Source organism: Alcaligenes sp. YSL9, assembly GCF_030515105.1.
GTDB classification, from domain to species: Bacteria; Pseudomonadota; Gammaproteobacteria; order Burkholderiales; family Burkholderiaceae_B; genus Alcaligenes; species Alcaligenes phenolicus.
The window spans coordinates 1,311,168-1,330,892 of the sequence record NZ_JALXJU010000001.1 but is presented as its reverse complement, the minus strand read 5'-3'; the positions used below and the strand labels follow the sequence as shown (position 1 = coordinate 1,330,892).

Genomic DNA, 19,725 nt, shown 5'->3' with positions numbered 1-19,725 from the left:
CTTGAGGGCGCTCTGTGTACAGCATGTATAGAACGAATCAACTTTTCCCAACAGGCGACTTTGGTCGTAGATGAGGGAGGAGAAGGCTCTGATTTTGGAGCCTTGGTTTAGCTGGGCGGGGCAAATGATGCAGGAGACGCACAGGCACAAGAGCTGGTCTCTTCTGCTCTGAGTAGCTTGCAGAGCTTGAAAAGGGAGTTTTTTGTTAGTTCAAAACAGCGCGTCAGCGGTGGCCAGTTCTTGTTCTGATTCATCACGGCGATCAGCGCCACGTACTTTCAGTATTTCGGACAGCAGCAGATGAGACAGGCTGGCAACGGCCACCGAATTATCAGGCAGCGCTTCAGGCCCAGGCTGGCAGGGAAGGGACCAGCGGGTCTTGGGCCGCTCTTTGTAATCCTGGTCGGTGATCAGCACGATGTCCGTACAGCGTGTTTCCAGGCGTCCGATCAGCTCCGGCATGTGGCTGGGGCGTGGATGCAAATCAAAAACAATCACGACATCCTGGTGCTGAATGTCGGCCAGGTAGTCTGAGACGGTTTGCCCCGCTCCGGGGATAAGCCGTACGCCCGGCATGAGTTTGGACAAATGCCAGTAAAAATGCCCGGCCAGAAAGTAGTTTGCCTGCAAACCCACCAGCCAAACCTGCCGCGCACGGCTGATGGCCTGACTGGCTTCCTGCAGAACAGAATGGGACAGATGCCGATAGGTATTGCCCAGCTTGCTATAGCTTTCCTGCAAGTGTGAGTGCAAGGCGGCCTCGCCCGGAGATAGCGGCTGGTGGACCGAGGTGAAGGAGTCATCCGTTCTTTCCGTGCGAATCTGCTTGCGTGCCGCTTCGTAGTTGGCGTATTCCAGACGACGGATCAGACGTGTGACAGTGGCATTGGAAACTTGGGCCAGACTGGCGAGTTCCGAGGCGTTGTAGCTGGATAAATCACCCGAGAAATCCAGTGTGAATTGGGCCAGACGTCGCTCGGAGGCGGGGAGATCACTAAGAATGGCGCGTACACGATCAAGAAAAGAGATGTTGCTGGTGTCTGGCATGGTGCTGGGCATAGCCCTGTTTTTTTGATTCAGGAAAAGCGGGTGCGGCGGGGAACCAATTGTGGTTCCTGTGTACGGGCAGGGAATTTCAAGTTCACATCATACCTGAGTACAAGATGCGTTTAATTTTCCTGAAAACCGTTTAATTTTGACTCTGTTTGACTGCTTGTTATTGATTAATCAGCAGTATTTTTTCCGAAAATGAATTAGCCAATAGCTTTGAAATAATCCTGTGCGGCGATCAGGGCATCTGTAAAGGAACCGTGTACAAACTCCGTGCTGATCGCCACCATCAAGTTCGAGGGCAGGCCAAAGTCTTCGATCAGCGCACCATTGCGATCACGCCAGATCTGACTGGCCGGGTCCAGCACAACTGGGCTGTAGTGCTCGCGTACGGTGTCCAGAACGGTATCGGCGGTAGAGCGGTAGGTAAAAACAGGCAGGCCCTGGGCTACGGCGTAACCGATTTCAAAAGCGGTGCCGGTATCAATCTCTGCGCCTCGAAAGGGCGTGATGTTGGCCAGAACCGCATCGGCTTGGTCCAGCAGACGAATATTATGGTGGTAGATAGCCGAGGCCTCGATCTCTTCCTGATCAACGGGATGCAAGGGCTTGAAGCCAAAGTCTCGTACCAATTGCTTGTGCAGCTTGGCACGCTCGGTGGCATCGCTGAAAAACACATCAGGACCCGCTAAATAGATACGCTTCATCTTGGCTCCTTGTTGATTCGGGGTGAAGGGAAATCGTGCCGGTTCAGGCTGGGCTGCTGGCCGCTGGGGCAAACCGGAATTTGTGAGACATGGCTGTTCTTAACCCATAGCAGGCTATTCGTGGTGGCCATCTGAATGATGATATACGATCCCATCAGCCTGAACATGGCGCTGGGTGAAAGGACCTGGCACGGGTTTGCGGTTTGTCGTTTGGCCTGTTGCTCTAGCGTCACGGATGGTGAGGTGCAGTCTTGTGGTAGGCAAGACTGGCTTGCAGCACATAAGAAAAAGGGACCGATTCAGGTCCCTTGTTTTCCTTGGAGGTTGCGATCTTCAGTTGGCATTACCGCGTCGATACAGACTTAACGCAATACCCAGACCTGCCAGCATGCCAGCACAAGCCCGGTTCAACCAACGCATAGCCTTGCCGGAAAGAAGCCGCATGGCGTGATGGCCCCCCACGGCGTAGACAGTCATTAAAGCCATATCAATCAGGGCTGTGACCAAGGCCAGTGTGATGTACTGAACGGCAACTGCTTCTTCCGGACGAATGAATTGCGGCAAAAATGCAGAGAAGAACAGCAGCGCTTTAGGGTTGGACAGGGCAACCAGCAAAGATCGCAGGAAAGCCGCGCGACACGTCCGAACTTTTTCCGTGGGAGTGTCTGTCTGGATAGAGCTGACCGGAGCGTGCCAGAGACCATAGGCCAGATAGAGCAGATACGCCGCACCTATCCACTTCACCACTGTGAAAAGCTGCTCGGAGGCAAGCAGCAGCGCGCCCAGTCCACAGCCGACAGCAGCAATCAGAATCAGGTCCGAGAGCGCCGCACCCGCAATACCACATGCTGCGATCCGTTTGCCGCCATGTGCACCATTGTTCAAGGCAAGCAGCATGGTGGGACCCGGCATGATAGTGACGGCCGACACTGCAACGATATACAGAGAAAGGCTGGCTAAATCCACGAAGATTCCTTGGTAAGAGTCTGATTGCAGAAGCATTGAGTGCCTGCGCACTCAAGCATGGCGGCGGGTGCTTGGGCTGAGGCAATCAGGCGTTGCTTGATCGGCCTACAAAAAAGGCCAGCCTGAATGGCTGGCCCCTTGTGCGTCAAGATATCAAATCAGGCACGGCCTGGTTCGAGTGTTGCCGCAGCGGTAAACAGCACGTCGGTCGAGGAGTTCAAGGCCGTTTCTACCGAGTCTTGCACCACCCCAATCACGAAACCTACACCAACGACTTGCATGGCGACATCGTTGGAAATTCCGAACATATTGCATGCTAGTGGAATCAGCAGCAAAGAGCCACCGGCCACGCCAGACGCACCGCAAGCCGCAATGGTAGCCACCAGGCTCAGCAACAGGGCGGTAGGCAGGTCAGCCGGGATTTCCAGTGTGTGCACCGCAGCCAGCGTCAAGACGGTAATCGTGACGGCAGCACCGGCCATATTGATGGTGGCACCCAGTGGAATTGACACCGAGTAGGTATCTTTATGCAGGCCCAGGCGTTCGCACAAAGCCATGTTCACAGGGATGTTGGCCGCAGAACTGCGGGTGAAAAAGGCTGTGATACCGCTTTCACGCAGGCAGGTGAATACCAGCGGGTAGGGGTTGCGACGAAGCTTGGCAAACACGATCAAGGGGTTGATGACCAGAGCCACCACCAACATGCAGCCTACCAGCACGAGCAGCAGCAAACCGTATTGGCGCAGCGCATCAAAGCCCGATTCAGCAATAGTGACTGCTACCAGACCAAAAATACCCAGCGGTGCAAAGCGAATGACCAGGCGCACCAAGGACGACACGGCATTGGCCATATCGGTCAGCAGGTCGCGAGAGCCTTGCGAGCCGTGTTTCAGTGCCAGGCCCAGAGCAATAGCCCAGGCCAAAATGCCCATGTAGTTGGCGTTGAGCAAGGCATCAACCGGGTTCACCACAATGCTGGTCAGCAGATCCAGCAATACCTCAACGATATTGCCAGGAGGGTTCAAGGTGGCATCGGCCAGATCCAGCTTGAGCTTGACGGGGAAGGCGAAGCTGGCGATTACGGCAATCAGTGCAGCCAGGAAGGTGCCCAGCACGTACAAGAGCAAAATAGGACCCATGCGGGTGGAGGACTGGGCTTTTTGGTTGGCAATGGAAGACATCACCAGAACAAACACCAGAATCGGCGCAACCGACTTCAAGGCAGAGACAAATAATTGGCCCAGCAGGGCGATCGAGTGCGCGGCATCGGGAGCAAAGCGTCCCAGCAAAATACCGGCGACCAAACCGATCACAATTTGAGTAACAAGACTGCCGTGCAGGATAAAGCCTAATGGGCCTCTGGCTTGATTGGCGGGATGGGCCATGAAAAGCGACTCCAAACAAATGGGTAGGCGTGAAGTACGTGAAAAACGCTCTGGCGAGGACTCAGCCAGAGCGCGGAAGAGGGTTATTCTAGCATCAGGTGCTATACATTTTGTAGCCGATGTGATATGGTTGTTAATCCACATGGGGTCGACATGGCTTCGACGTGGGTCAAGAAGCAGATCAGGGCGTGTCGAGCACCAGTACGCTCGTAAATCCACTGGAAAACTACAAACGCCAACGACGAGCGTTTCGCTCTAGCCGCTTAAGGCTGGGCCACTGCACTAATTTGTCTTTGGGTTAGGTAGGGCAACCTACAGCAGTGTTATTTACAAAGAATCGAATCGGCCTGCGCCACGAAGTCCGGTTCTAAAACTTAGTGGATCGCCAAGGAAAGGCCTGTCAATTGGCACAGTCCAAGGTTAAAACTTAAAATTAATTGACTACACATGTAGAACTGTCTGTGGACGGCTTGCGGACGGGGGTTCAATTCCCCCCGACTCCACCAAGATATCCCAAGAAACCCAACAGCTTAACGGCTGTTGGGTTTTTTGTTTTCTGCTTGCCCAACAAGGCTTCAGCGTCATAATGATCCTTTCGTTTTATGGACAAAAGGAGATCGACATGTCTCGTTGGGTGTTCTATTCCGCGCCAGGGACCTGCGCGCTTGCAACTCATATTGCACTGCATGAAGCAGGGGCTGACTTTGATGTGGTCAAGCTGGATTTTGGTGCGAATCAACAGCAAAGCCCGGAGTTTCTGCGGGTCAATCCCAAGGGGCGTGTGCCGGCACTGGTGACAGAGCAGGGGGCTTTGACGGAAACTCCGGCTTTGCTGGCTTTTGTGGCGCAGAGCTTTCCGGATGCCAAGCTGGCGCCTGTGAATGATCCTTTTGGATTCGCCCGTATGCAGGAGCTGCATAGCTATCTGGCGTCCACGGTGCATGTGGCCCACGCACATAAGCGCCGTGGCTCTCGTTGGGCAGATGATCCAGCGGCGGAAGAAGCCATGCGCGCCAAGGTGCCGCAGAACATGACGGTTTGTGCGGCTTATCTGGAGTCCTTGATTGTGGGTCCCTGGGTGTTGGGCGATCAGTTCAGCGTAGCTGATGCTTATCTGTATACAGTAGGTGGTTGGCTGGAGGGGGATGCAGTCGATATGAGCCAATTTCCCAAACTAAGTGCTTATCTGGAGCGGGTAGGTGCGCGTGAAGCCGTGCGCAAAGCGGTAGCCGAGGCCGCTGCCTGAACGGCATTCTTTATATGCGTTGCGCTGTGTTCGGCATGGCGTAACGCCTTTCTTCCTATTCCCGAATCAAAATTGTAACAAACATAGTTTCATGAGTTGACCTGTTTTTCTCTAATACGTAACATGAAAAGATACGTTAAAGAGAAGGTGAATTTATGGACTTCGACATCATCATCGTCGGTGGCAGTTTTGCGGGTCAGGCTGCGGCGATTCAATTGGGCCGGGCGCGGCGGCGCGTACTTTTATTGGACGCGGGACAGCCCCGGAATCGCTTTGCCCAGGCCTCTCATGGTTTTCTGGGGCAAGACGGGCAGGCTCCGGCGGCCATCATGGCGACGACAAAACTTCAGCTTGCGAAGTACGAGACGGTCGAGCAGCGAGCCGGGCGTGCTGTGGAGGTTCATGCCATTGAGGGTGGGTTTCAGCTATTGACCGAGGACGCCCAGACAGTCCGTGCGAGTCGCCTGATTCTGGCCACTGGCGTCAAGGACAGCTTGCCTGATATTCCCGGTGTGCAGGAGCGTTGGGGCAGCAGCGTGCTGCATTGTCCTTATTGCCATGGCTTTGAGCTGAACCAGCAGCCGTTGGGTGTGTTGGCCAGCAGCGAGCTGGCTATACATCAAGCCATGCTGGTGCCAGATTGGGGGCCGACCACTTTGTTTACTCAAGCTGCATTTACACCGAGTGCAGAGCAGGAAGTCCAACTGATAGCGCGTGGCGTGCAGATCGAAAAGACACCGATTGCAGAGCTGTTGGGAAGCAAGCCTGGGCTGGAGGCAGTGCGTTTGCAGGATGGCAGAATCGTGGCTATTTCCGGCCTGTTTGTAGCGCCCAAAACAGAGCTGGCCAGTGACCTGGCCATACAGCTGGGTTGCAAGCTGACAGCGGGTCCTACGGGGTCTTTTATTGCTGTGGACCCCATGCAGCACACGTCCGTGCCGGGTGTGTTTGCGGCGGGTGATACTGCCAGTCCCATGGCTAATGCCACCCTCGCAGCCGCCGCGGGGGTAATGGCGGCGGGTGGGGCACATCATTCCCTGATTTATGGCTTGGCGGACCAGGCTGGAGCCAGCTCGGAAAAGGCTGCATGAGGCCAGAGCAATGTCCAGCGCCAAACTCCACGCAGACCGAGTAATGGCATAGGGTGTACCCATGCCATTGCTTACCACCCGCTCAGGATTTCAATGAAAACACCCACTTCCGTCCAGCCCTTTAGCGATCCTGCCTTGGTCGCCCGGTATGCCGATACAACACCACAGCGCATTCCTGGCTTCCATGATCTTCATCGCATGGCCTTGATCCTGCTTTCCGAACGGGTAACGAGCAATGCCAGGATTCTGGTCCTGGCAGCAGGTGGTGGGCTGGAGTTGAAGTCCTTTGTGCAAGCCCGCCCGGATTGGTCTTTCGTGGGAGTCGATCCTTCGCAAGCCATGCTGGATCTGGCGGCCCAGGTGTTAGGGCCTTTGGGGTCGCAAGTGGATTTGATACCAGGCTATGTGGACGATGCACCGCTGAAGCTGTTTGATGGTGCTACTTGTCTGCTGACTCTGCATTTCTTGTCAAAAGCAGAGCGCTTGTCGCTGTTGAAGTCCTTGCGCGCACGCTTGAAGCCGGGGGCGGCGCTTATCGTGGCTCATCATTGTCGGTCAGAGGAGGGGGCAACTGAGGACTGGCTAGCCCGATCCATCGCCTTTGCTACAGGGGCGGAAACTACGGCGGAAGCGATAAGTTCTGCATCAAATATGGCCCGGCATTTGACGCTGTTAAGCCCGCAGGAGGAAGAGGGTTTGTTGCGGGAGGCCGGGTTCTCGTCACCAGCCTTGTTCTATGCTGGGCTCTCGTTCCGGGGTTGGGTAGCCTATGCGGATGATCAGGCCTAATTGCTCAACCTTTGCTCTTGTATTGATCCTGCCCTGAACCAAGCAGAGCCTGCGGATTATTGCTCCGCTATTTTCCTGTCCAGCTCTGCCATTTCTGCCTTATAGAGCTGCTCAAACTCGGCCAATAGCTCTGCCAGGGGGATGGCTTCCAGCCTTTGCATGACCAGGGCTTCCGCTTCCTTGAGCACATCGCCCAAGGCGGCGTTAACCACTTTGGCGACACCGCAGCTTGGGTTCTCGTTCTCGTGGCCGATAAAGAAGATACGCGGTCCCCCAACCGCCTTGTGTATGTCCAGCAGCGTGACTTCTTGCAGATCACAGCTTAGCGTCCAGCCGCCCCCGTGCCCTTTCTCGGAGCGCACGTAGCCCGCCTTGCGCAAGCCGGCCATGGTGCGTCGGACGACCACGGGATTGGTGCTGAGCATGGTGGCGATTTGCTCGGAGGTAAATGGCTGATCGTGCCTGGCCATGTGCAGCAAAACATGCAGCATGCGGGAGAGTCGACTATCACTTCTCATATTCTTGACCTTGTAATGCACCGGGGAAGGAAGGGGGGAGGGTGTCCCGGTGCACGATGTCACATTATAAGTAGCACGAATCGGATAGTCCGAGCGGGGTGGTTTGTACTTTGCAGTTGGCCGTCCCCTTGCTTATTTCGTGGCCTCTTGTGCCCGTTTGTCTGCTGCCACCGCCTGCATCGCACTGCCAATGAAATGATCTCCCTGGCTGATTAATGCTGCTGATGCGGCCTCCACATCCCGAGCCTCTTTATTCTGACTGAGCTTGGTCTTGCCGATTAGTCGAGTGATCTCGATTTCAATCCCGACAATGGCTTTCAGCATGGCGTCGATATAGTCCTTGGGGCCATCCGTCATCTTCCAGGGCACGGGCTGGCTGGCTTCGTGGATGCGGGTCAAACGTGCCACGGCACCGCGAACATAGCGTTCTTCATCGCGTATTCTTACTCGCCCATAGGCGTGTACCACGATGTAGTTCCAGGACGGGACTTGCTTGTGTGTTTCCAGTTTGCTTGGAAACCACTGTGGGGAGATGTAGGCGTCTCCTGCACGGAATATCACCATCACTTCGTCGCCGTTTTCCAGGTCTTGCCAGACGGGATTGTTTCTGGCGACGTGGCAGTGCAGTACTCCTTGTGCACCTTCCTGGGGATGCAGCATGAAGGGCAGGTGATTCGCGCTTAATCCGCTTTTGCCATGGGCGACCAGAATGCCCAGGGGATGCTGGGCGATCAGCTCGTGCAGTGGTTCAGGCCGGGATTCATTGAAGTGAGCGGGGATATACATCGTTGTCTTTCTTGGCTTGGGATTCAGGATCAATGTGTCTATTATTGGTCTATTCTGGATCATTGATCTGTACCAGTTTGGCGCTATTTTTATGGACCACAATTCATGTCTCGTACTGCTCATAATCCAAAGATTCCTTCTCTTGGCGAACTGGACCGAAGTACAGGGGGCCTGGGCCGTCAGTTGGCGCAGAAGTTGCGCGAAGCAGTAAAAAACGGTGCGCTCAAGCCGGGTGAATCCTTGCCCTCCACACGAGCCTTGGCAGCGTCTTTGGGTGTCGCCCGTGGCACGGTCGTAGAGGCTTTCGAGCAACTGATTGCCGAAGGTTTTCTGGAGTCCTCGCCGGGCGTAGGTACTTACATCGCTCACTCGCTGGCCAGTCCCGAAACAAGGCCGAAGAAGCGCAGGGCGGCATCGCTGCCTGCCCAGCCTGCACCACTTGCCGCCCAGCCATTCAATACGGTTGCGGCTCAATTTCAGCCTTTGCCCTCTGCCCCGTTTGCCGTGTCGATCCCCTTGGGTGCCGCCGCGCCAGGCCCCATCTGGCGACGCTTGGGGAATCGCTTGCGGGCCCATGGTCAGGGCGCGCCGGGTGGTTATGGGGACCCTCAAGGCGCCTTGCCATTACGAGAGGCTATTGCAGAGTACGTGCGCCGGTCACGCTCGGTGCGCTGCGAGGCGGAGCAGGTCATTGTGACGACGGGTACACAGCAGGGCCTGTTTCTGGCTTGTTTGGTGTTGATGGGCAGGCAGGATTTTGCCTGGGTAGAGAACCCCGCCTATCCCGGTATTACCGCGATCTTGAATACGATAGGTTCGCCGGAACGTATGGTTCGTGTACCTGTGGATGAAGAGGGGCTGGATGTGGCTGCGGGCATACGTTTGCAAGCAGATGCGCGGCTTGCCTTTGTCACTCCCTCGCATCAATATCCTTTGGGCATGCCCATGAGCATGGCGCGGCGCAATACCTTGTTGGCCTGGGCACGCGATAGGTCCGCCTGGATTGTCGAAGATGATTACGACAGCGAGTTCCGCTACAGTGGTCATCCCTTTCCTTCCTTGCAGGGCCTGGACCCGGAGCGAGTGGTCTATCTGGGGACCTTCAGCAAGGTGTTGTTTCCCTCGCTGCGCCTGGGCTATGCGATTGTGCCGCCGCAGTTGGTCCAGGCTTTTTGCGGAGCGCGCGTTCTGCTGGATCGGCATCCGCCCAGTGCAGACCAGCATGTCTTGGCCAGCTTTATTTCAGAGGGGCATCTGGAGCGCCATATTCGGCGTATGCGCGGGATCTACACCCAATGTCGTAACCACCTTTTTGAGATTGTGCGCGAGGTTTTGCCCAGTGACTTGGCCAGCTTGCAGCCAAGCGATCAAGGCATGCATTCCGTCTTGTGGCTGGCCTCGCCGGTTGATGATGTGGCGGTGGCGCAGCGGGCCATGAAGGTAGGCGTGGCAGTGCGTCCGGTCTCACCCATGTATCACGCTGGGCAGGGACCTTCGGGACTGATTCTGGGTTTGAGCGCATTCAGTCCCGAGCAAATGAAGGAAGCGGCGCAGAAGCTGGCGCGCATTATTTCTGAGCTTGCCCGACCTTCCAGAACCAGACGAAAGTCCTGAGTGCTGTTCTCGACAAGTCTGTGGCAAGAGCCGGCATGAGTCAGACTTCTGCCATCTTCCTGAAGTGGAAAACTCCACCCATTGTTTTCCCGTACGGACCTCAAAGAGCTGTTCAAGAAGGCACCGGCAGCAATGTGGTGTTGGTCGCTTCTTGAAGGGCTCTACCCATATTGCGCAAGGTGTCGGAGCGGATAGCCGCATGTTGCCAATACAAAGGCACATCCAGCCACAGGCCGGGGGCGACTAAAGCCAGCTCTTCGGCGGCCAAGGCATCGCTGACCATGGAGTCGGGGGCCAGACACCACCCCAGGCCCAAAGCCGCTGCTTTCACAAAGCCGGTGGAGGTGGGCAGGTAGTGGATGGGAGGGGCTACGGATTCATTCGTGATTTGGCGTATAAAGCGCCACTGTAATTCGTCCTTGCGGTTAAAGACGATCATGGGGGCTTGAGCCAGGGATGCTGCGTCTATTCCCAATCCAAAATGGCGGGCCACAAACTCGGGAGAAGCAATGGCCTGATAGCGCATGATGCCCAAGGCCTGCACCTCGCAGCCTTGAAGGGGAGCAGGTTCGGCAGTGACCGCGCCCAGCACGGAGCCATTGCGTATCAATTCCAGTGTGTGGTCCTGATCATCCACGCGCACATCAAACAGGTAGCCATATTCCTGACTTAGCCGGGACAAGGCTTCCAGAAACCAGGTGTCCAGCGAGTCACTATTGACCGCAATGGCGATAGGCCGTCGTGGGCCATTTTGCTCTGGCAGGAAGTCTGCGACGGCCTCGGCTTCCAGAACCTGCATGGGCCGTACACGACGCAGCAGCAACTCTCCCGCCGGTGTTGGACGACAAGGCGGCTGGCGCAGGACCAGCACTTGCCCCAGTCTGTCCTCCAGCGCTTTGATACGCTGCGAGATGGCTGAGGTGGTGATGTACAGCTTGCGCCCGGCTGCTTCAAAACTGCCTTCTTCCAGGACGGCCGTAAATGCTCGTAGTTGTGGGTGCAGCAGATCCATAATTGGCTTGTTTGATTAATTATTCTTAATTAAGTGAAGAATAATTAGCTTTTCTTAAACTGTAAATGACAGCACCATAACGCAGTTTTTCAATTCTGTGGATGGCTGGCATGTTCTTCTCTGTTGTTGCAACTGGCTTTCTGACGGGGGCGGGCCTGATCATGGCTATCGGCACTCAAAATGCCTTTGTGTTGCGACAGGGCTTGGAGCGTAGTCATGTGGGGCTGGTGGTGGCAATCTGCGCGCTGGCCGACATTGTCCTGATTCTGGGGGGCGTGGCTGGCATTGGTACGTTGGTACGGGAATGGCCTGGTTTGCTGCAAGTTCTGCGCTTTGGTGGTGCGGCTTTTCTGGCCTGGTATGGGCTGCTGGCCGCGCAGCGGGCCTGGACGGGTAAAGGAAGCCTGATGGCCGGGCAGGGGAGCGAGCGCAATCGTCGTCGTATCTTGTTGACCTGTCTGGCGTTCACCTTTTTGAACCCCCACGTCTATCTGGATACGATGGTGCTGTTGGGCAGTCTGTCCACGCCTTATCCCGGTAATTTGCAGTGGGCATTTGCTTTGGGGGCCTGTGCGGCCAGTGCCAGCTGGTTTCTGGCCTTGGGCTATGGGGCGCGGTTGCTGCAACCTGTGTTTCGTCAGCCGTTGGCCTGGCGTGTACTGGATGGCAGCATTGCTGTTTTCATGCTGGCTTTGTGTGCTTTATTGCTGTTGAGGCCTTTGAGTTAAGCCTTGGACCGATCAGAGGCTTTCTGTGAATGAGCTTACTGCTTGATAACAGCCTGCTACACAGGCTACAGAAAGTCAGTTTTTTTGAATCAAAAGATAACTGTCTGAACTTTAGAGCGGCTTTCTGAAATTAAATAGGCTTTAGGGAAGAGCTCGTACCTAATGAAGTCTTGGTTTTTGAACCTTCAATCAGGAGAAAACTATGAATGTCGTGAAGATGCTTGCCTCTGCTGCCTTGATCAGTAGCCTGGCTGCGCCGGCGTTGGCGCAGGATGTGAAGCGCCATCCTATTCCCAATTCGGATTTCCCGATTCTGACGGCAGTGGAAGTGCCTGCCGGTAAAACCACGGTGTACTTGAGCGGTACCGTTCCCGCTGTGCGTGACAAGTCGGCTGATGCAGCCAGCACGGCAGCCTATGGCAATATGCAGCAGCAAACCGAGTCCATCATGGAGCAGATCAAGGCTCAACTGGAAGGGATGGGCATGTCGGTAGGGGACATTATCAAGATGCAGGCCTTCCTGGTTGCTCCGGAGGGTGGCAAGTTGGATTTTGACGGCTTCATGGCAGGCTATTCCAAGTACTTTGGAACCAAGGAGCAGCCAAATCTGCCTGTGCGATCAGCCATGGCGGTCCAAGCTCTGGTGAACCCAGGCTGGCTGGTCGAGCTGGAGGTGACGGCCGTGCGGCCTTGATCGCCGCCAGATTTTTCTTGAAAAGGATGTGTTGTGATCTCTATTCGTCCGGTTCAGGCGCAGGAATGGCGCCTGTATCAAGCATTGCGTCTTGGCGCCTTGCGTGATTGTCCCGATGCATTTGGGAGTACCTATGCCGTGGAGTCCACACATCCTGAGCATTTCTGGCAGGAGCGGATTCAAGCTGCTTGTGCGTCCGAGACGGACCGCGTCTTGTTCGCTGAAAAGGAGGGGCAGGCTTGCGGCCTGGTCTGGTGCAAGTTGTCTGCCTCAGAGCCCGTTCTGGCCGATATTTATCAGATGTGGGTGGCGCCGTCGGCGCGAGGTTTGCGAGCGGGTTTTGCTCTGCTGGATACCGCAGTGCAATGGGCAAAAAGCAGGCAAGCAGCCTGTGTTCGCTTAGGCGTGACCCTGACGAATGAAGCAGCCGTCCGGCTGTATGAGAGTTACGGCTTTGTGCCCAGCGGAGAGCCCGAGCCTTTGCGTGAGGGTTCGTCCTTGATGTCGCAGACCTTGGTGCTGGATTTAGCAGACTGAAGCCCAGCTGATACAGACAGCCCCTTGTTGAATCTGACAACAAGGGGCTGTTTTTATGCCTTGCCGGATCTGTTGAGCAGACAAGGCATAAGGTCTGGATTACTCCAGGTTCAAGGCTTGGCGCAGCTTGTGGATTTCCGCTTGCCAGACCTCTTGCAAGCCAGGCTTTTGATGCTTGGGCTTGCGTGCCAGATCAGCCTCCAGTTTGCTTTCCAGTTCAATCAGTTGCTCCAGCAATGTGTCGTCGCTGGAGGGGGCTGATTGAGCCCTTGTTGTGCTCCCTGTGCCCGGACTGAAGACTGATGAGGATTCCTCTGGCTGATCTGTCTGGACCAGAGCAGCATACAACTGCGTCAAGTCCTGCATTTCCGTCAAGAAACCTTCGCCCACCAGCCAGAAGCGATTGCAGCTTTTCTCCAGCAGTTCCCGGTCATGGGTGACCAGGATAAAACCGCCTTTGAATTCGCACAGTTCCTCTGCCAGTTCTTCCTTGCCTTCCAGATCCAGGTGGTTGGTTGGCTCGTCCAGAAAGAGCAGATGATAGTTGGCCAGCGACAGGGCAATAAACATCAGCCGAGCACGCTCGCCACCACTCAAGCTATCCACCTTCTGTGCATGCCGCAGATAAGGAAAACCGGCACTGATCAGCGCCATTTTCTTGACATCGTCCGGCAAGGGCGAAAAGTCCTGCAAGGCATGCAGCAAGGTCTTGGAACCATCCAGTTGCTGTTGGTCCTGGTCGTAATAACCAATGCGGCATTGCGGGTGAAACTTCAGCCCGTCCATGTCCGCCTCGTCCTGCCTGTATCGCCATAGCTGACGCAATAAAGAGGATTTACCGCAACCATTGCGACCGACCAATCCGATGCGATCCCCGCTGCGCACTTGCAGGCCATGGGCTTGAAAGAGAGCAGGCAGGTTCTGTGCCGGGCTGACGACCATATCTGCAATATCCAGTAGGCGATCTGCCTTCATGTCCAGGCCATGCAGCTGCAAGGTCCAGGGTGTGCCATCCGTCAGATCGGTCTGGTTTTCACGCAGTTTGGACAGGCGCTTTTCCATGCTTTGGGCTTTGCGGGAAAAGGTCTCGTTGTCGTAGACCTGTCCCCAGATAGCCAAGCGTTTTGCGCTTTGTTCGATGCGATCAATTTCCTTTTGCTCGCCTTGATAACGACGCAAATCCGCCTCATCTCGATTGCGCAACGCTTCACGCGCAGCCGAGCAGGGTAGAGAGAAAAAAGACAGCGTACGATCGCGCAAAATAATGGTGCTGTTGCACACGCGATCCAGCAAGCGCTGGTCGTGAGAGACCAGCACAAATGTGCCGCGCCAACTGCTTAGAAAGCCTTCCAGCCAAAGCAGGGAAGGCAAGTCCAGATGGTTGCTGGGTTCGTCCAGCAAGAGCAGATCAGGCTGGGTAATCAAGGCCCGTGCCAGCAGCAGGCGAGTGTATTGCCCACCACTTAAGGCATTGACCTGGGTATGCCAGTCCAGTTCCTGAAAGCCCATCTCGCCAAGCAAGCTTTCTGCGCGCCAGGCATCCGTATCGTGCTGCTCTGCGGGCAGGGCAGCCAGTACGGCGTTCAGCAAACTCAAGGCGTGCAGATCCGCTGGCAGGTATTGCTCAACACGCGCCAGAATGCAGTGGTTTGCTAGTGAAATACTGCCTTGCCTGGGCGTCAGTTCGCCGCAAAGCAGGCTGATTAAGGTGCTTTTGCCACAACCGTTGTGGCCTATAAGTCCAACTCGATCTCCGGCCTTGATAGTGAAGGCAATTTCTTTGAATAAAGGACCGGAAAGGGTTTCGTAAGAGAGTGAGTGGACTGACAGTAAAGTACTCATGACATGCTCAAGTTTTTTGGGTGCGCGGGTACAGCGCATCCTCGTCAATAGAAGCTGACGATAATTCTTGAGGCCTGAGTGAAGTCCTTCAGTAAGTTAATGCTTCGCTCAAGTCTAGATTATCGCGCTGCGAAATCGAAAACTTGAGCCGTTCTCTATACCAAAGAAGAGTGCATAAATGAATGTGCACATAGGTGTAGGATCTCCTCTTAATCAATGGGTTAGCCATGCTTGAAGCGGGTATAAAAGACTTGTTGAATCAACAAGCTTGTGGCCTCAGGGCAGGGTAAGGACTGGTTGTGCCTGGGAAGGAAAGACGGGTATGAAACACCGTTCGTTCCGACAAAACCGCAAGAGTGTGATTGTAATCAGGATGCAGAACGATAGAAAACTCAGGCGTTGGTTTTTGGAGGGGTGTGTAGCATTCAAGATGCATTGTCCCTGTAGTAGCAGGGGTGTGGCCTGAGGGGTGTGGCACTGGCTACTGTGCCTTCATCTGGCCGCAAGGAACTGGTTTTTAGACTGTTTTTCGGTGTTCAGGCACCTGCTTGCAAGCTTCTGGATGGTTTGTTCCGCAGTAAAAAAAACAGAATTATTACCATTTTAAAAATAGAGTATGACCATAATCTATCCTTGCTTTCCCAGGAAAGCTGTGCAAGGATAGCTGCCATCCATAATCTATTTACGCGGGCAGCGACGCGCACTCACACACTTTCTGGAGAGTATTCGGATGAGCCTTACAGCACCTGTCTATCTTGAGGATCTGGCCCTGGGAATGGAGTTTCGCAGCGCAGAACATGCTCTGGATGAAGCGCAAATTATCAGCTTTGCCCGCCAGTTCGATCCGCAGCCTTTCCATCTGGATGCAGAGGCGGCCAAGGGCACGTTCTTTCAGGGGCTGGCCGCCAGTGGATGGCATACCGCCGCCATTACCATGAAGCTTTTGGTGGACAGCCTGGTATTCAATCAGGGGATTATTGGTGCAGGCGGGCAAATCGATTGGCCACGGCCTACGCGCCCTGGCGATGTCTTGCATGTGCTCAGTAAAATCATCGACATTCAGCCCTCCCGCTCCAAAGCGGACAGAGGCATGGTGGTGGTGGAGTCTCACACCCTGAATCAGAACAATGAGGTGTGCCAGCGCCTGATTGCCAAGCTGATTGCCTTTCGTCGTCCGGAGGTTTGAATGGGGCGTGTCTCGCGTGAGCAGGCCGAACGCAACCGCGAGCGTGTGCTGGAGACGGCTTGCCGACTGTTTCGCAAACATGGAGTGGAAGGGGTCTCGATCGGGGACATCATGAAAGAGGCGGGCTTGACGGCAGGCGCTTTCTACAAGCAGTTTGTCTCCAAGGAGGCTTTGATTGACGAGGCCTCCCGATTTGCTTTTACCCAGTCTTCCGAATCCTGGGAGCGTATTAACCAGCGCTATGAACAGGACGCCGTGCAAGGGTTTCAAGCCTTGATGCGGCGATATTTCAAGCACCGTCCTCAAACCCAAAGCTGCCCGATCCTGGCCTTTTCTTCCCTGGCCAGCGGCCTGCCTGCGGATGCGCAGACCACGGCAATTTACAGTGAAGGCGTAGAGAGCTTGTTTGAGCAGTTTCGTGGCGTTGCCCTGCAAGCGTGTGCCGAGCAGACCGAAGAGCAAGTCATGCTCTTGTTTGCCGCCATGTTGGGGACAGGGATGATCAGTCGGGCCATGGGCGATACCGCGTTTACGCAAAGTATGCAGGCTGCGGTATTGGCCGCATTGCCTGGCAGTGAGTCCGATTAGCACGATTAGCCTATCGATAAAGGCGACAAGCGCTTGCGTATCAGGCTTGTTCGGGCAGTTGTGCCACCACCTTGATTTCAAACTGAAAACCCGACAGCCAAGGCACCCCTACGCCTGTCAGTGCCGGGTAAGGCGCATCCCCCCAGTAGTCCGGCAGAACCTTCCACAGGGTTTCCAGATTGGCTTCCGGGTTCACCAAAAACAGCGTCACATCCAGCACATGAGCAAAGCTGCAACCTGCTGCGGCCAGCACGGTATTGAGGTTCTCAAAGGCCAGGCGTATTTGCTGTTCCAGGTCCGGCTCGGGTGAGCCGTCTTCGCGGCTGCCGACCTGGCCAGAAATAAACAAAAAGCCATTGGAACGAATCGCCGGTGAGTAGTGACCGCGCTCATACAAGGCTTGGCGTTCGGTGGGGAAGACGGCTTGGCGTAAGGTAGTCATCATGCTTTCCAGTGCCTGCTGGGCAGGTGAAGTTCATTGAGCTATGCACTGTAGGTCTTGTGCGTGGACAGATAAACGCTGGATGGCAGACAACACTGTTTCTATAATCCAAACAATCACTGCAACAGATTGGAGACAATACGTGGACCGTTTCGAAGCGATGCGTACCTTTGCCAAGGTGGTGGAAACGGGCAGCTTTACCAAGGCGGCCCAAGCTTTGCATCTGAGCCGAACCCGGGCCACGCATCTGGTGCAGCAATTGGAGGCACGCTTGCAGGTGAGCTTGCTGCATCGCACGACGCGCAAGGTCAGTGTGACCAGCGCTGGGGCACTTTATTTTGAGCGTGTGGTGCAATTGCTGGCCGATCTGGAAGACAGTGAGCGGGATCTGGCCCAAGCCTTGGCTTCGCCCAGTGGCCGCTTGCGGGTAGATGTGCCCAGCCCTTTAGCCAGCCGTGTGCTGGTGCCTGCCTTGCCGTCGTTCTACGCACGCTACCCGGATATTCAGCTGGATATGGGCGTAGGCGACAAGACGGTAGATCTGCTCGATGAAAGCATGGACTGTGTGGTTCGAGGTGGTCAGATTCAAGACCAGTCCTTGATCGCCAAGCGGGTGGGGGCGCTGCATCTGTCCATCTATGCTGCACCCTTGTATCTGGAGCGGTTTGGTACCGTTGTGCATCCTGAAGAGCTGGACGGGTCTGCACATCGAATGGTGGGGTACCTGTGGGAACATCAGAACAAACCGTTTCCTTATGCCTTGCGTCGCGATAAAGAACGGGTTTCTTTGCCAGGCCGTTATGGCTTGGCCGTGAATGATGGCAACGCCTATCTGGCAGCGGGTGAAGCGGGTTTGGGGTTGGTTTGCCTGCCGGCGTATTTGGCCAAGGAAGCGGTGCAAGCAGGGCGCCTGATCGCGTTATTCCCGGATTGGACGATGGACCCTATGCCCTTGTATGTGGCTTTTCATCGCAGCAAACATACGAATGTTCGGCTGCGTGTTTTTATTGATTGGGTTGCGGAGCAATTGACTCAAGTATCTTGAGTGCCAGAAAAAAAGCCAAGGAGAATGAATCCTTGGCTTTTTTCATTGAATCCGATTTTTATTCAGCTTCGGCGCTGTCTACGACTGGAATGGTCGCCTGGGCAAACTCAGGCCGTTCTGTACCGTGCTTGATACGGTAGTCTTTCAGGAACTTGGCGATGCGGTTGATGGCCTCGCGCAGGTCCGGCTCGTGGGGCAGAAACACCATGCGGAAGTGATCCGGATGAGGCCAGTTAAAGCCCGTGCCTTGCACCAGCATCACGCGGGTGGCTTCCAGCAGTTGCAGGAAGAATTGGCGGTCGTCCTTGATGGGATAAACCTCGGGATCCAGGCGCGGGAACATGTACAGGGCAGCGTGGGGCATGACGCAGCTAACCCCTGGAATGGCGGTGATCAGCTCGTAAGCCAGATCGCGCTGACGGCGCAGGCGTCCGCCTTCGCATACCAGATCGTTAATGCTTTGATAGCCACCCAAGGCGGTCTGAATGGCCCATTGGCCGGGCACGTTCGCGCACAGCTTCATATTGGCCAGCATGCTCAGGCCTTCGATGTAGTCGGCACCGGCTTTCTTGTCGCCCGAAATCACCAGCCAGCCTGCGCGGTAACCACATGCGCGGTAGCTCTTGGACAGGGAGTTGAAGGTCAGGGTCAGTACGTCGTTGGACAGGCTGGCCATGGCGGTGTGCTTCATGTCGTCGAACAGGACCTTGTCGTAGACCTCGTCGGCCAGCAGCACCAGATTGAATTCGCGAGCAATATCGACCAGAGCTTGCAGCACCGAGTCGGGGTAGAGCACGCCGGTGGGGTTGTTCGGGTTGATGACAACCAGGCCCTTGGTGCGTGGGGTGATCTTGGAGCGGATATCGTCCAGGTCCGGAATCCAGCCTTTGGATTCGTCACACAAGTAGTGCACGGGTGTACCGCCGGACAAGCTGGTTACAGCCGTCCACAGCGGATAGTCGGGCATGGGCAGGAGCAGTTCGTCACCGTCGTCCAGCAGGGCGTTGGTGGCCATGGCAATCAGCTCAGAGGCGCCATTGCCCAGGTAAATATCTTCCAGCGTCACGCCCTTGATCCCTTGTTCCTGGGTGTAGTGCATGACGGCTTTGCGCGCGGCAAAAATACCTTTGCTATCCGAGTAGCCCGAAGAGTTGGGCAGGTTGCGGATCATGTCGAGCTGGATTTCTTCCGGGGCGTCAAAACCGAATACCGCCAAGTTGCCGATATTGAGCTTGATCAGTTGCTGGCCCTCGTCTTCCATTTGTTTGGCCCGGTCCATGATGGGGCCGCGAATATCGTACAAAACATTCGCCAATTTGCTCGATTTCTTGATGCTATTCATGATGCTGGTAATCGGATTCCATGTGTGCTGCTAATGAACGGTGGCAGGGCTGATGCCTGACCAGCCTTATACCTTACCGCATGCGTGAGCCTGTCTTGTAAGCATCAAGCTTAAAATGTGGCATTGTCGAATTTTGGCGACACTCTTTTGTCGATAG

General features: G+C 55.3%; 20 protein-coding genes and 1 other RNA gene. 11 read left to right on the top strand and 10 right to left on the bottom strand.

Going from position 1 to position 19,725, the window contains the following annotated elements; genetic code table 11:
- Nucleotides 1-210 precede the first annotated feature (210 nt).
- The 4 genes from M2Q46_RS06210 to sstT form a co-directional block, all read right to left on the bottom strand.
- Nucleotides 211-1,059, bottom strand: a complete 849-nt coding sequence (locus M2Q46_RS06210; RefSeq protein ID WP_052159451.1) for a MurR/RpiR family transcriptional regulator — start codon at nucleotides 1,057-1,059, stop codon at nucleotides 211-213.
- 194 nt (nucleotides 1,060-1,253) lie between these two features.
- Complete coding sequence (locus tag M2Q46_RS06205) at nucleotides 1,254-1,757, bottom strand: nucleoside 2-deoxyribosyltransferase (protein WP_009456284.1); 504 nt, start codon at nucleotides 1,755-1,757, stop codon at nucleotides 1,254-1,256.
- 333 nt (nucleotides 1,758-2,090) lie between these two features.
- Nucleotides 2,091-2,723 carry a LysE family translocator gene (locus M2Q46_RS06200; RefSeq protein WP_302356913.1) on the bottom strand — a complete coding sequence of 211 codons (633 nt, stop codon included), beginning with the start codon at nucleotides 2,721-2,723 and terminating at the stop codon, nucleotides 2,091-2,093.
- Between the two features lie 158 nt (nucleotides 2,724-2,881).
- Complete coding sequence (sstT, locus tag M2Q46_RS06195; protein WP_060186886.1) at nucleotides 2,882-4,108, bottom strand: serine/threonine transporter SstT; 1,227 nt, start codon at nucleotides 4,106-4,108, stop codon at nucleotides 2,882-2,884.
- 144 nt (nucleotides 4,109-4,252) lie between these two features.
- Between sstT and ssrA the strand changes: the two genes are divergently transcribed.
- From ssrA to M2Q46_RS06175, 4 genes are all read left to right on the top strand, one after another.
- Nucleotides 4,253-4,614, top strand: a transfer-messenger RNA (tmRNA) gene (ssrA, locus tag M2Q46_RS06190).
- Between the two features lie 116 nt (nucleotides 4,615-4,730).
- Entirely contained in the window at nucleotides 4,731-5,354 is a 624-nt protein-coding gene (locus tag M2Q46_RS06185; protein WP_035272643.1) for a glutathione S-transferase family protein, read from the top strand.
- 155 nt (nucleotides 5,355-5,509) lie between these two features.
- Nucleotides 5,510-6,445 (top strand): NAD(P)/FAD-dependent oxidoreductase, encoded by a 936-nt coding sequence (locus M2Q46_RS06180; protein ID WP_302356912.1) that lies wholly within the window; start codon nucleotides 5,510-5,512, stop codon nucleotides 6,443-6,445.
- Nucleotides 6,446-6,538: 93 nt separating this feature from the next.
- A complete protein-coding gene (locus M2Q46_RS06175; protein ID WP_060185300.1) occupies nucleotides 6,539-7,234 on the top strand; it encodes a class I SAM-dependent methyltransferase in 696 nt (231 codons plus the stop codon).
- A gap of 56 nt (nucleotides 7,235-7,290) precedes the next feature.
- Here the strand turns inward: M2Q46_RS06175 and M2Q46_RS06170 are convergent, their stop codons facing one another.
- Together M2Q46_RS06170 and M2Q46_RS06165 are read right to left on the bottom strand one after the other, a co-directional pair.
- Nucleotides 7,291-7,752, bottom strand: a complete 462-nt coding sequence (locus M2Q46_RS06170) for an Rrf2 family transcriptional regulator (RefSeq protein WP_060185299.1) — start codon at nucleotides 7,750-7,752, stop codon at nucleotides 7,291-7,293.
- A 132-nt stretch (nucleotides 7,753-7,884) separates the two neighbouring features.
- On the bottom strand, nucleotides 7,885-8,538 hold the full coding sequence (locus M2Q46_RS06165) for an FMN-binding negative transcriptional regulator (protein ID WP_302356911.1): 654 nt from the start codon (nucleotides 8,536-8,538) through the stop codon (nucleotides 7,885-7,887).
- Between the two features lie 105 nt (nucleotides 8,539-8,643).
- Between M2Q46_RS06165 and M2Q46_RS06160 the strand changes: the two genes are divergently transcribed.
- Entirely contained in the window at nucleotides 8,644-10,152 is a 1,509-nt protein-coding gene (locus M2Q46_RS06160; protein WP_302356910.1) for a PLP-dependent aminotransferase family protein, read from the top strand.
- 112 nt (nucleotides 10,153-10,264) lie between these two features.
- Here M2Q46_RS06160 and M2Q46_RS06155 read toward each other — a convergent pair whose 3' ends face one another.
- The gene (locus M2Q46_RS06155) at nucleotides 10,265-11,164 is read right to left on the bottom strand and encodes a LysR family transcriptional regulator ArgP (RefSeq protein WP_302356909.1); all 900 of its coding nucleotides are present in this window, start codon (nucleotides 11,162-11,164) and stop codon (nucleotides 10,265-10,267) included.
- A 110-nt stretch (nucleotides 11,165-11,274) separates the two neighbouring features.
- Here M2Q46_RS06155 and M2Q46_RS06150 point away from each other — a divergent pair, with 110 nt between their 5' ends.
- From M2Q46_RS06150 to M2Q46_RS06140, 3 genes are all read left to right on the top strand, one after another.
- Nucleotides 11,275-11,892 (top strand): LysE/ArgO family amino acid transporter, encoded by a 618-nt coding sequence (locus tag M2Q46_RS06150; RefSeq protein WP_302356908.1) that lies wholly within the window; start codon nucleotides 11,275-11,277, stop codon nucleotides 11,890-11,892.
- Nucleotides 11,893-12,094: 202 nt separating this feature from the next.
- The gene (locus M2Q46_RS06145; protein WP_009456291.1) at nucleotides 12,095-12,586 is read left to right on the top strand and encodes a RidA family protein; all 492 of its coding nucleotides are present in this window, start codon (nucleotides 12,095-12,097) and stop codon (nucleotides 12,584-12,586) included.
- Between the two features lie 33 nt (nucleotides 12,587-12,619).
- The gene (locus M2Q46_RS06140) at nucleotides 12,620-13,123 is read left to right on the top strand and encodes an N-acetyltransferase (protein ID WP_009456292.1); all 504 of its coding nucleotides are present in this window, start codon (nucleotides 12,620-12,622) and stop codon (nucleotides 13,121-13,123) included.
- A gap of 99 nt (nucleotides 13,124-13,222) precedes the next feature.
- On the opposite strand, the gene M2Q46_RS06135 is transcribed toward M2Q46_RS06140, so the two are convergent.
- Nucleotides 13,223-14,965 (bottom strand): ABC-F family ATP-binding cassette domain-containing protein, encoded by a 1,743-nt coding sequence (locus tag M2Q46_RS06135; protein WP_302356906.1) that lies wholly within the window; start codon nucleotides 14,963-14,965, stop codon nucleotides 13,223-13,225.
- A gap of 730 nt (nucleotides 14,966-15,695) precedes the next feature.
- Here M2Q46_RS06135 and M2Q46_RS06130 point away from each other — a divergent pair.
- Together M2Q46_RS06130 and M2Q46_RS06125 are read left to right on the top strand one after the other, a co-directional pair.
- Complete coding sequence (locus M2Q46_RS06130; RefSeq protein ID WP_302356905.1) at nucleotides 15,696-16,151, top strand: MaoC family dehydratase; 456 nt, start codon at nucleotides 15,696-15,698, stop codon at nucleotides 16,149-16,151.
- A complete protein-coding gene (locus tag M2Q46_RS06125) occupies nucleotides 16,152-16,739 on the top strand; it encodes a TetR/AcrR family transcriptional regulator (protein WP_022983256.1) in 588 nt (195 codons plus the stop codon).
- 40 nt (nucleotides 16,740-16,779) lie between these two features.
- On the opposite strand, the gene M2Q46_RS06120 is transcribed toward M2Q46_RS06125, so the two are convergent.
- A complete protein-coding gene (locus M2Q46_RS06120; protein WP_022983255.1) occupies nucleotides 16,780-17,181 on the bottom strand; it encodes a RidA family protein in 402 nt (133 codons plus the stop codon).
- A 142-nt stretch (nucleotides 17,182-17,323) separates the two neighbouring features.
- Here M2Q46_RS06120 and M2Q46_RS06115 point away from each other — a divergent pair, with 142 nt between their 5' ends.
- Nucleotides 17,324-18,226 (top strand): LysR family transcriptional regulator, encoded by a 903-nt coding sequence (locus M2Q46_RS06115; protein WP_266107925.1) that lies wholly within the window; start codon nucleotides 17,324-17,326, stop codon nucleotides 18,224-18,226.
- A gap of 58 nt (nucleotides 18,227-18,284) precedes the next feature.
- On the opposite strand, the gene M2Q46_RS06110 is transcribed toward M2Q46_RS06115, so the two are convergent.
- The gene (locus M2Q46_RS06110; protein ID WP_009456304.1) at nucleotides 18,285-19,568 is read right to left on the bottom strand and encodes a pyridoxal phosphate-dependent aminotransferase; all 1,284 of its coding nucleotides are present in this window, start codon (nucleotides 19,566-19,568) and stop codon (nucleotides 18,285-18,287) included.
- Nucleotides 19,569-19,725: the final 157 nt, after the last annotated feature.

Bases quoted from the DNA above. Each gene is read 5' to 3' on its own strand.
- sstT (WP_060186886.1), bottom strand. From the start codon at position 4,108: ATGGCCCATCCCGCCAATCAAGCCAGAGGCCCATTAGGCTTTATCCTG.
- M2Q46_RS06180 (WP_302356912.1), top strand. From the start codon at position 5,510: ATGGACTTCGACATCATCATCGTCGGTGGCAGTTTTGCGGGTCAGGCT.
- M2Q46_RS06210 (WP_052159451.1), bottom strand. From the start codon at position 1,059: ATGCCCAGCACCATGCCAGACACCAGCAACATCTCTTTTCTTGATCGT.
- M2Q46_RS06145 (WP_009456291.1), top strand. From the start codon at position 12,095: ATGAATGTCGTGAAGATGCTTGCCTCTGCTGCCTTGATCAGTAGCCTG.
- M2Q46_RS06160 (WP_302356910.1), top strand. From the start codon at position 8,644: ATGTCTCGTACTGCTCATAATCCAAAGATTCCTTCTCTTGGCGAACTG.
- M2Q46_RS06175 (WP_060185300.1), top strand. From the start codon at position 6,539: ATGAAAACACCCACTTCCGTCCAGCCCTTTAGCGATCCTGCCTTGGTC.
- M2Q46_RS06110 (WP_009456304.1), bottom strand. From the start codon at position 19,568: ATGAATAGCATCAAGAAATCGAGCAAATTGGCGAATGTTTTGTACGAT.
- M2Q46_RS06120 (WP_022983255.1), bottom strand. From the start codon at position 17,181: ATGACTACCTTACGCCAAGCCGTCTTCCCCACCGAACGCCAAGCCTTG.
- M2Q46_RS06135 (WP_302356906.1), bottom strand. From the start codon at position 14,965: ATGAGTACTTTACTGTCAGTCCACTCACTCTCTTACGAAACCCTTTCC.
- M2Q46_RS06155 (WP_302356909.1), bottom strand. From the start codon at position 11,164: ATGGATCTGCTGCACCCACAACTACGAGCATTTACGGCCGTCCTGGAA.
- M2Q46_RS06170 (WP_060185299.1), bottom strand. From the start codon at position 7,752: ATGAGAAGTGATAGTCGACTCTCCCGCATGCTGCATGTTTTGCTGCAC.
- M2Q46_RS06165 (WP_302356911.1), bottom strand. From the start codon at position 8,538: ATGTATATCCCCGCTCACTTCAATGAATCCCGGCCTGAACCACTGCAC.
- M2Q46_RS06150 (WP_302356908.1), top strand. From the start codon at position 11,275: ATGTTCTTCTCTGTTGTTGCAACTGGCTTTCTGACGGGGGCGGGCCTG.
- M2Q46_RS06130 (WP_302356905.1), top strand. From the start codon at position 15,696: ATGAGCCTTACAGCACCTGTCTATCTTGAGGATCTGGCCCTGGGAATG.
- M2Q46_RS06125 (WP_022983256.1), top strand. From the start codon at position 16,152: ATGGGGCGTGTCTCGCGTGAGCAGGCCGAACGCAACCGCGAGCGTGTG.
- M2Q46_RS06185 (WP_035272643.1), top strand. From the start codon at position 4,731: ATGTCTCGTTGGGTGTTCTATTCCGCGCCAGGGACCTGCGCGCTTGCA.
- M2Q46_RS06205 (WP_009456284.1), bottom strand. From the start codon at position 1,757: ATGAAGCGTATCTATTTAGCGGGTCCTGATGTGTTTTTCAGCGATGCC.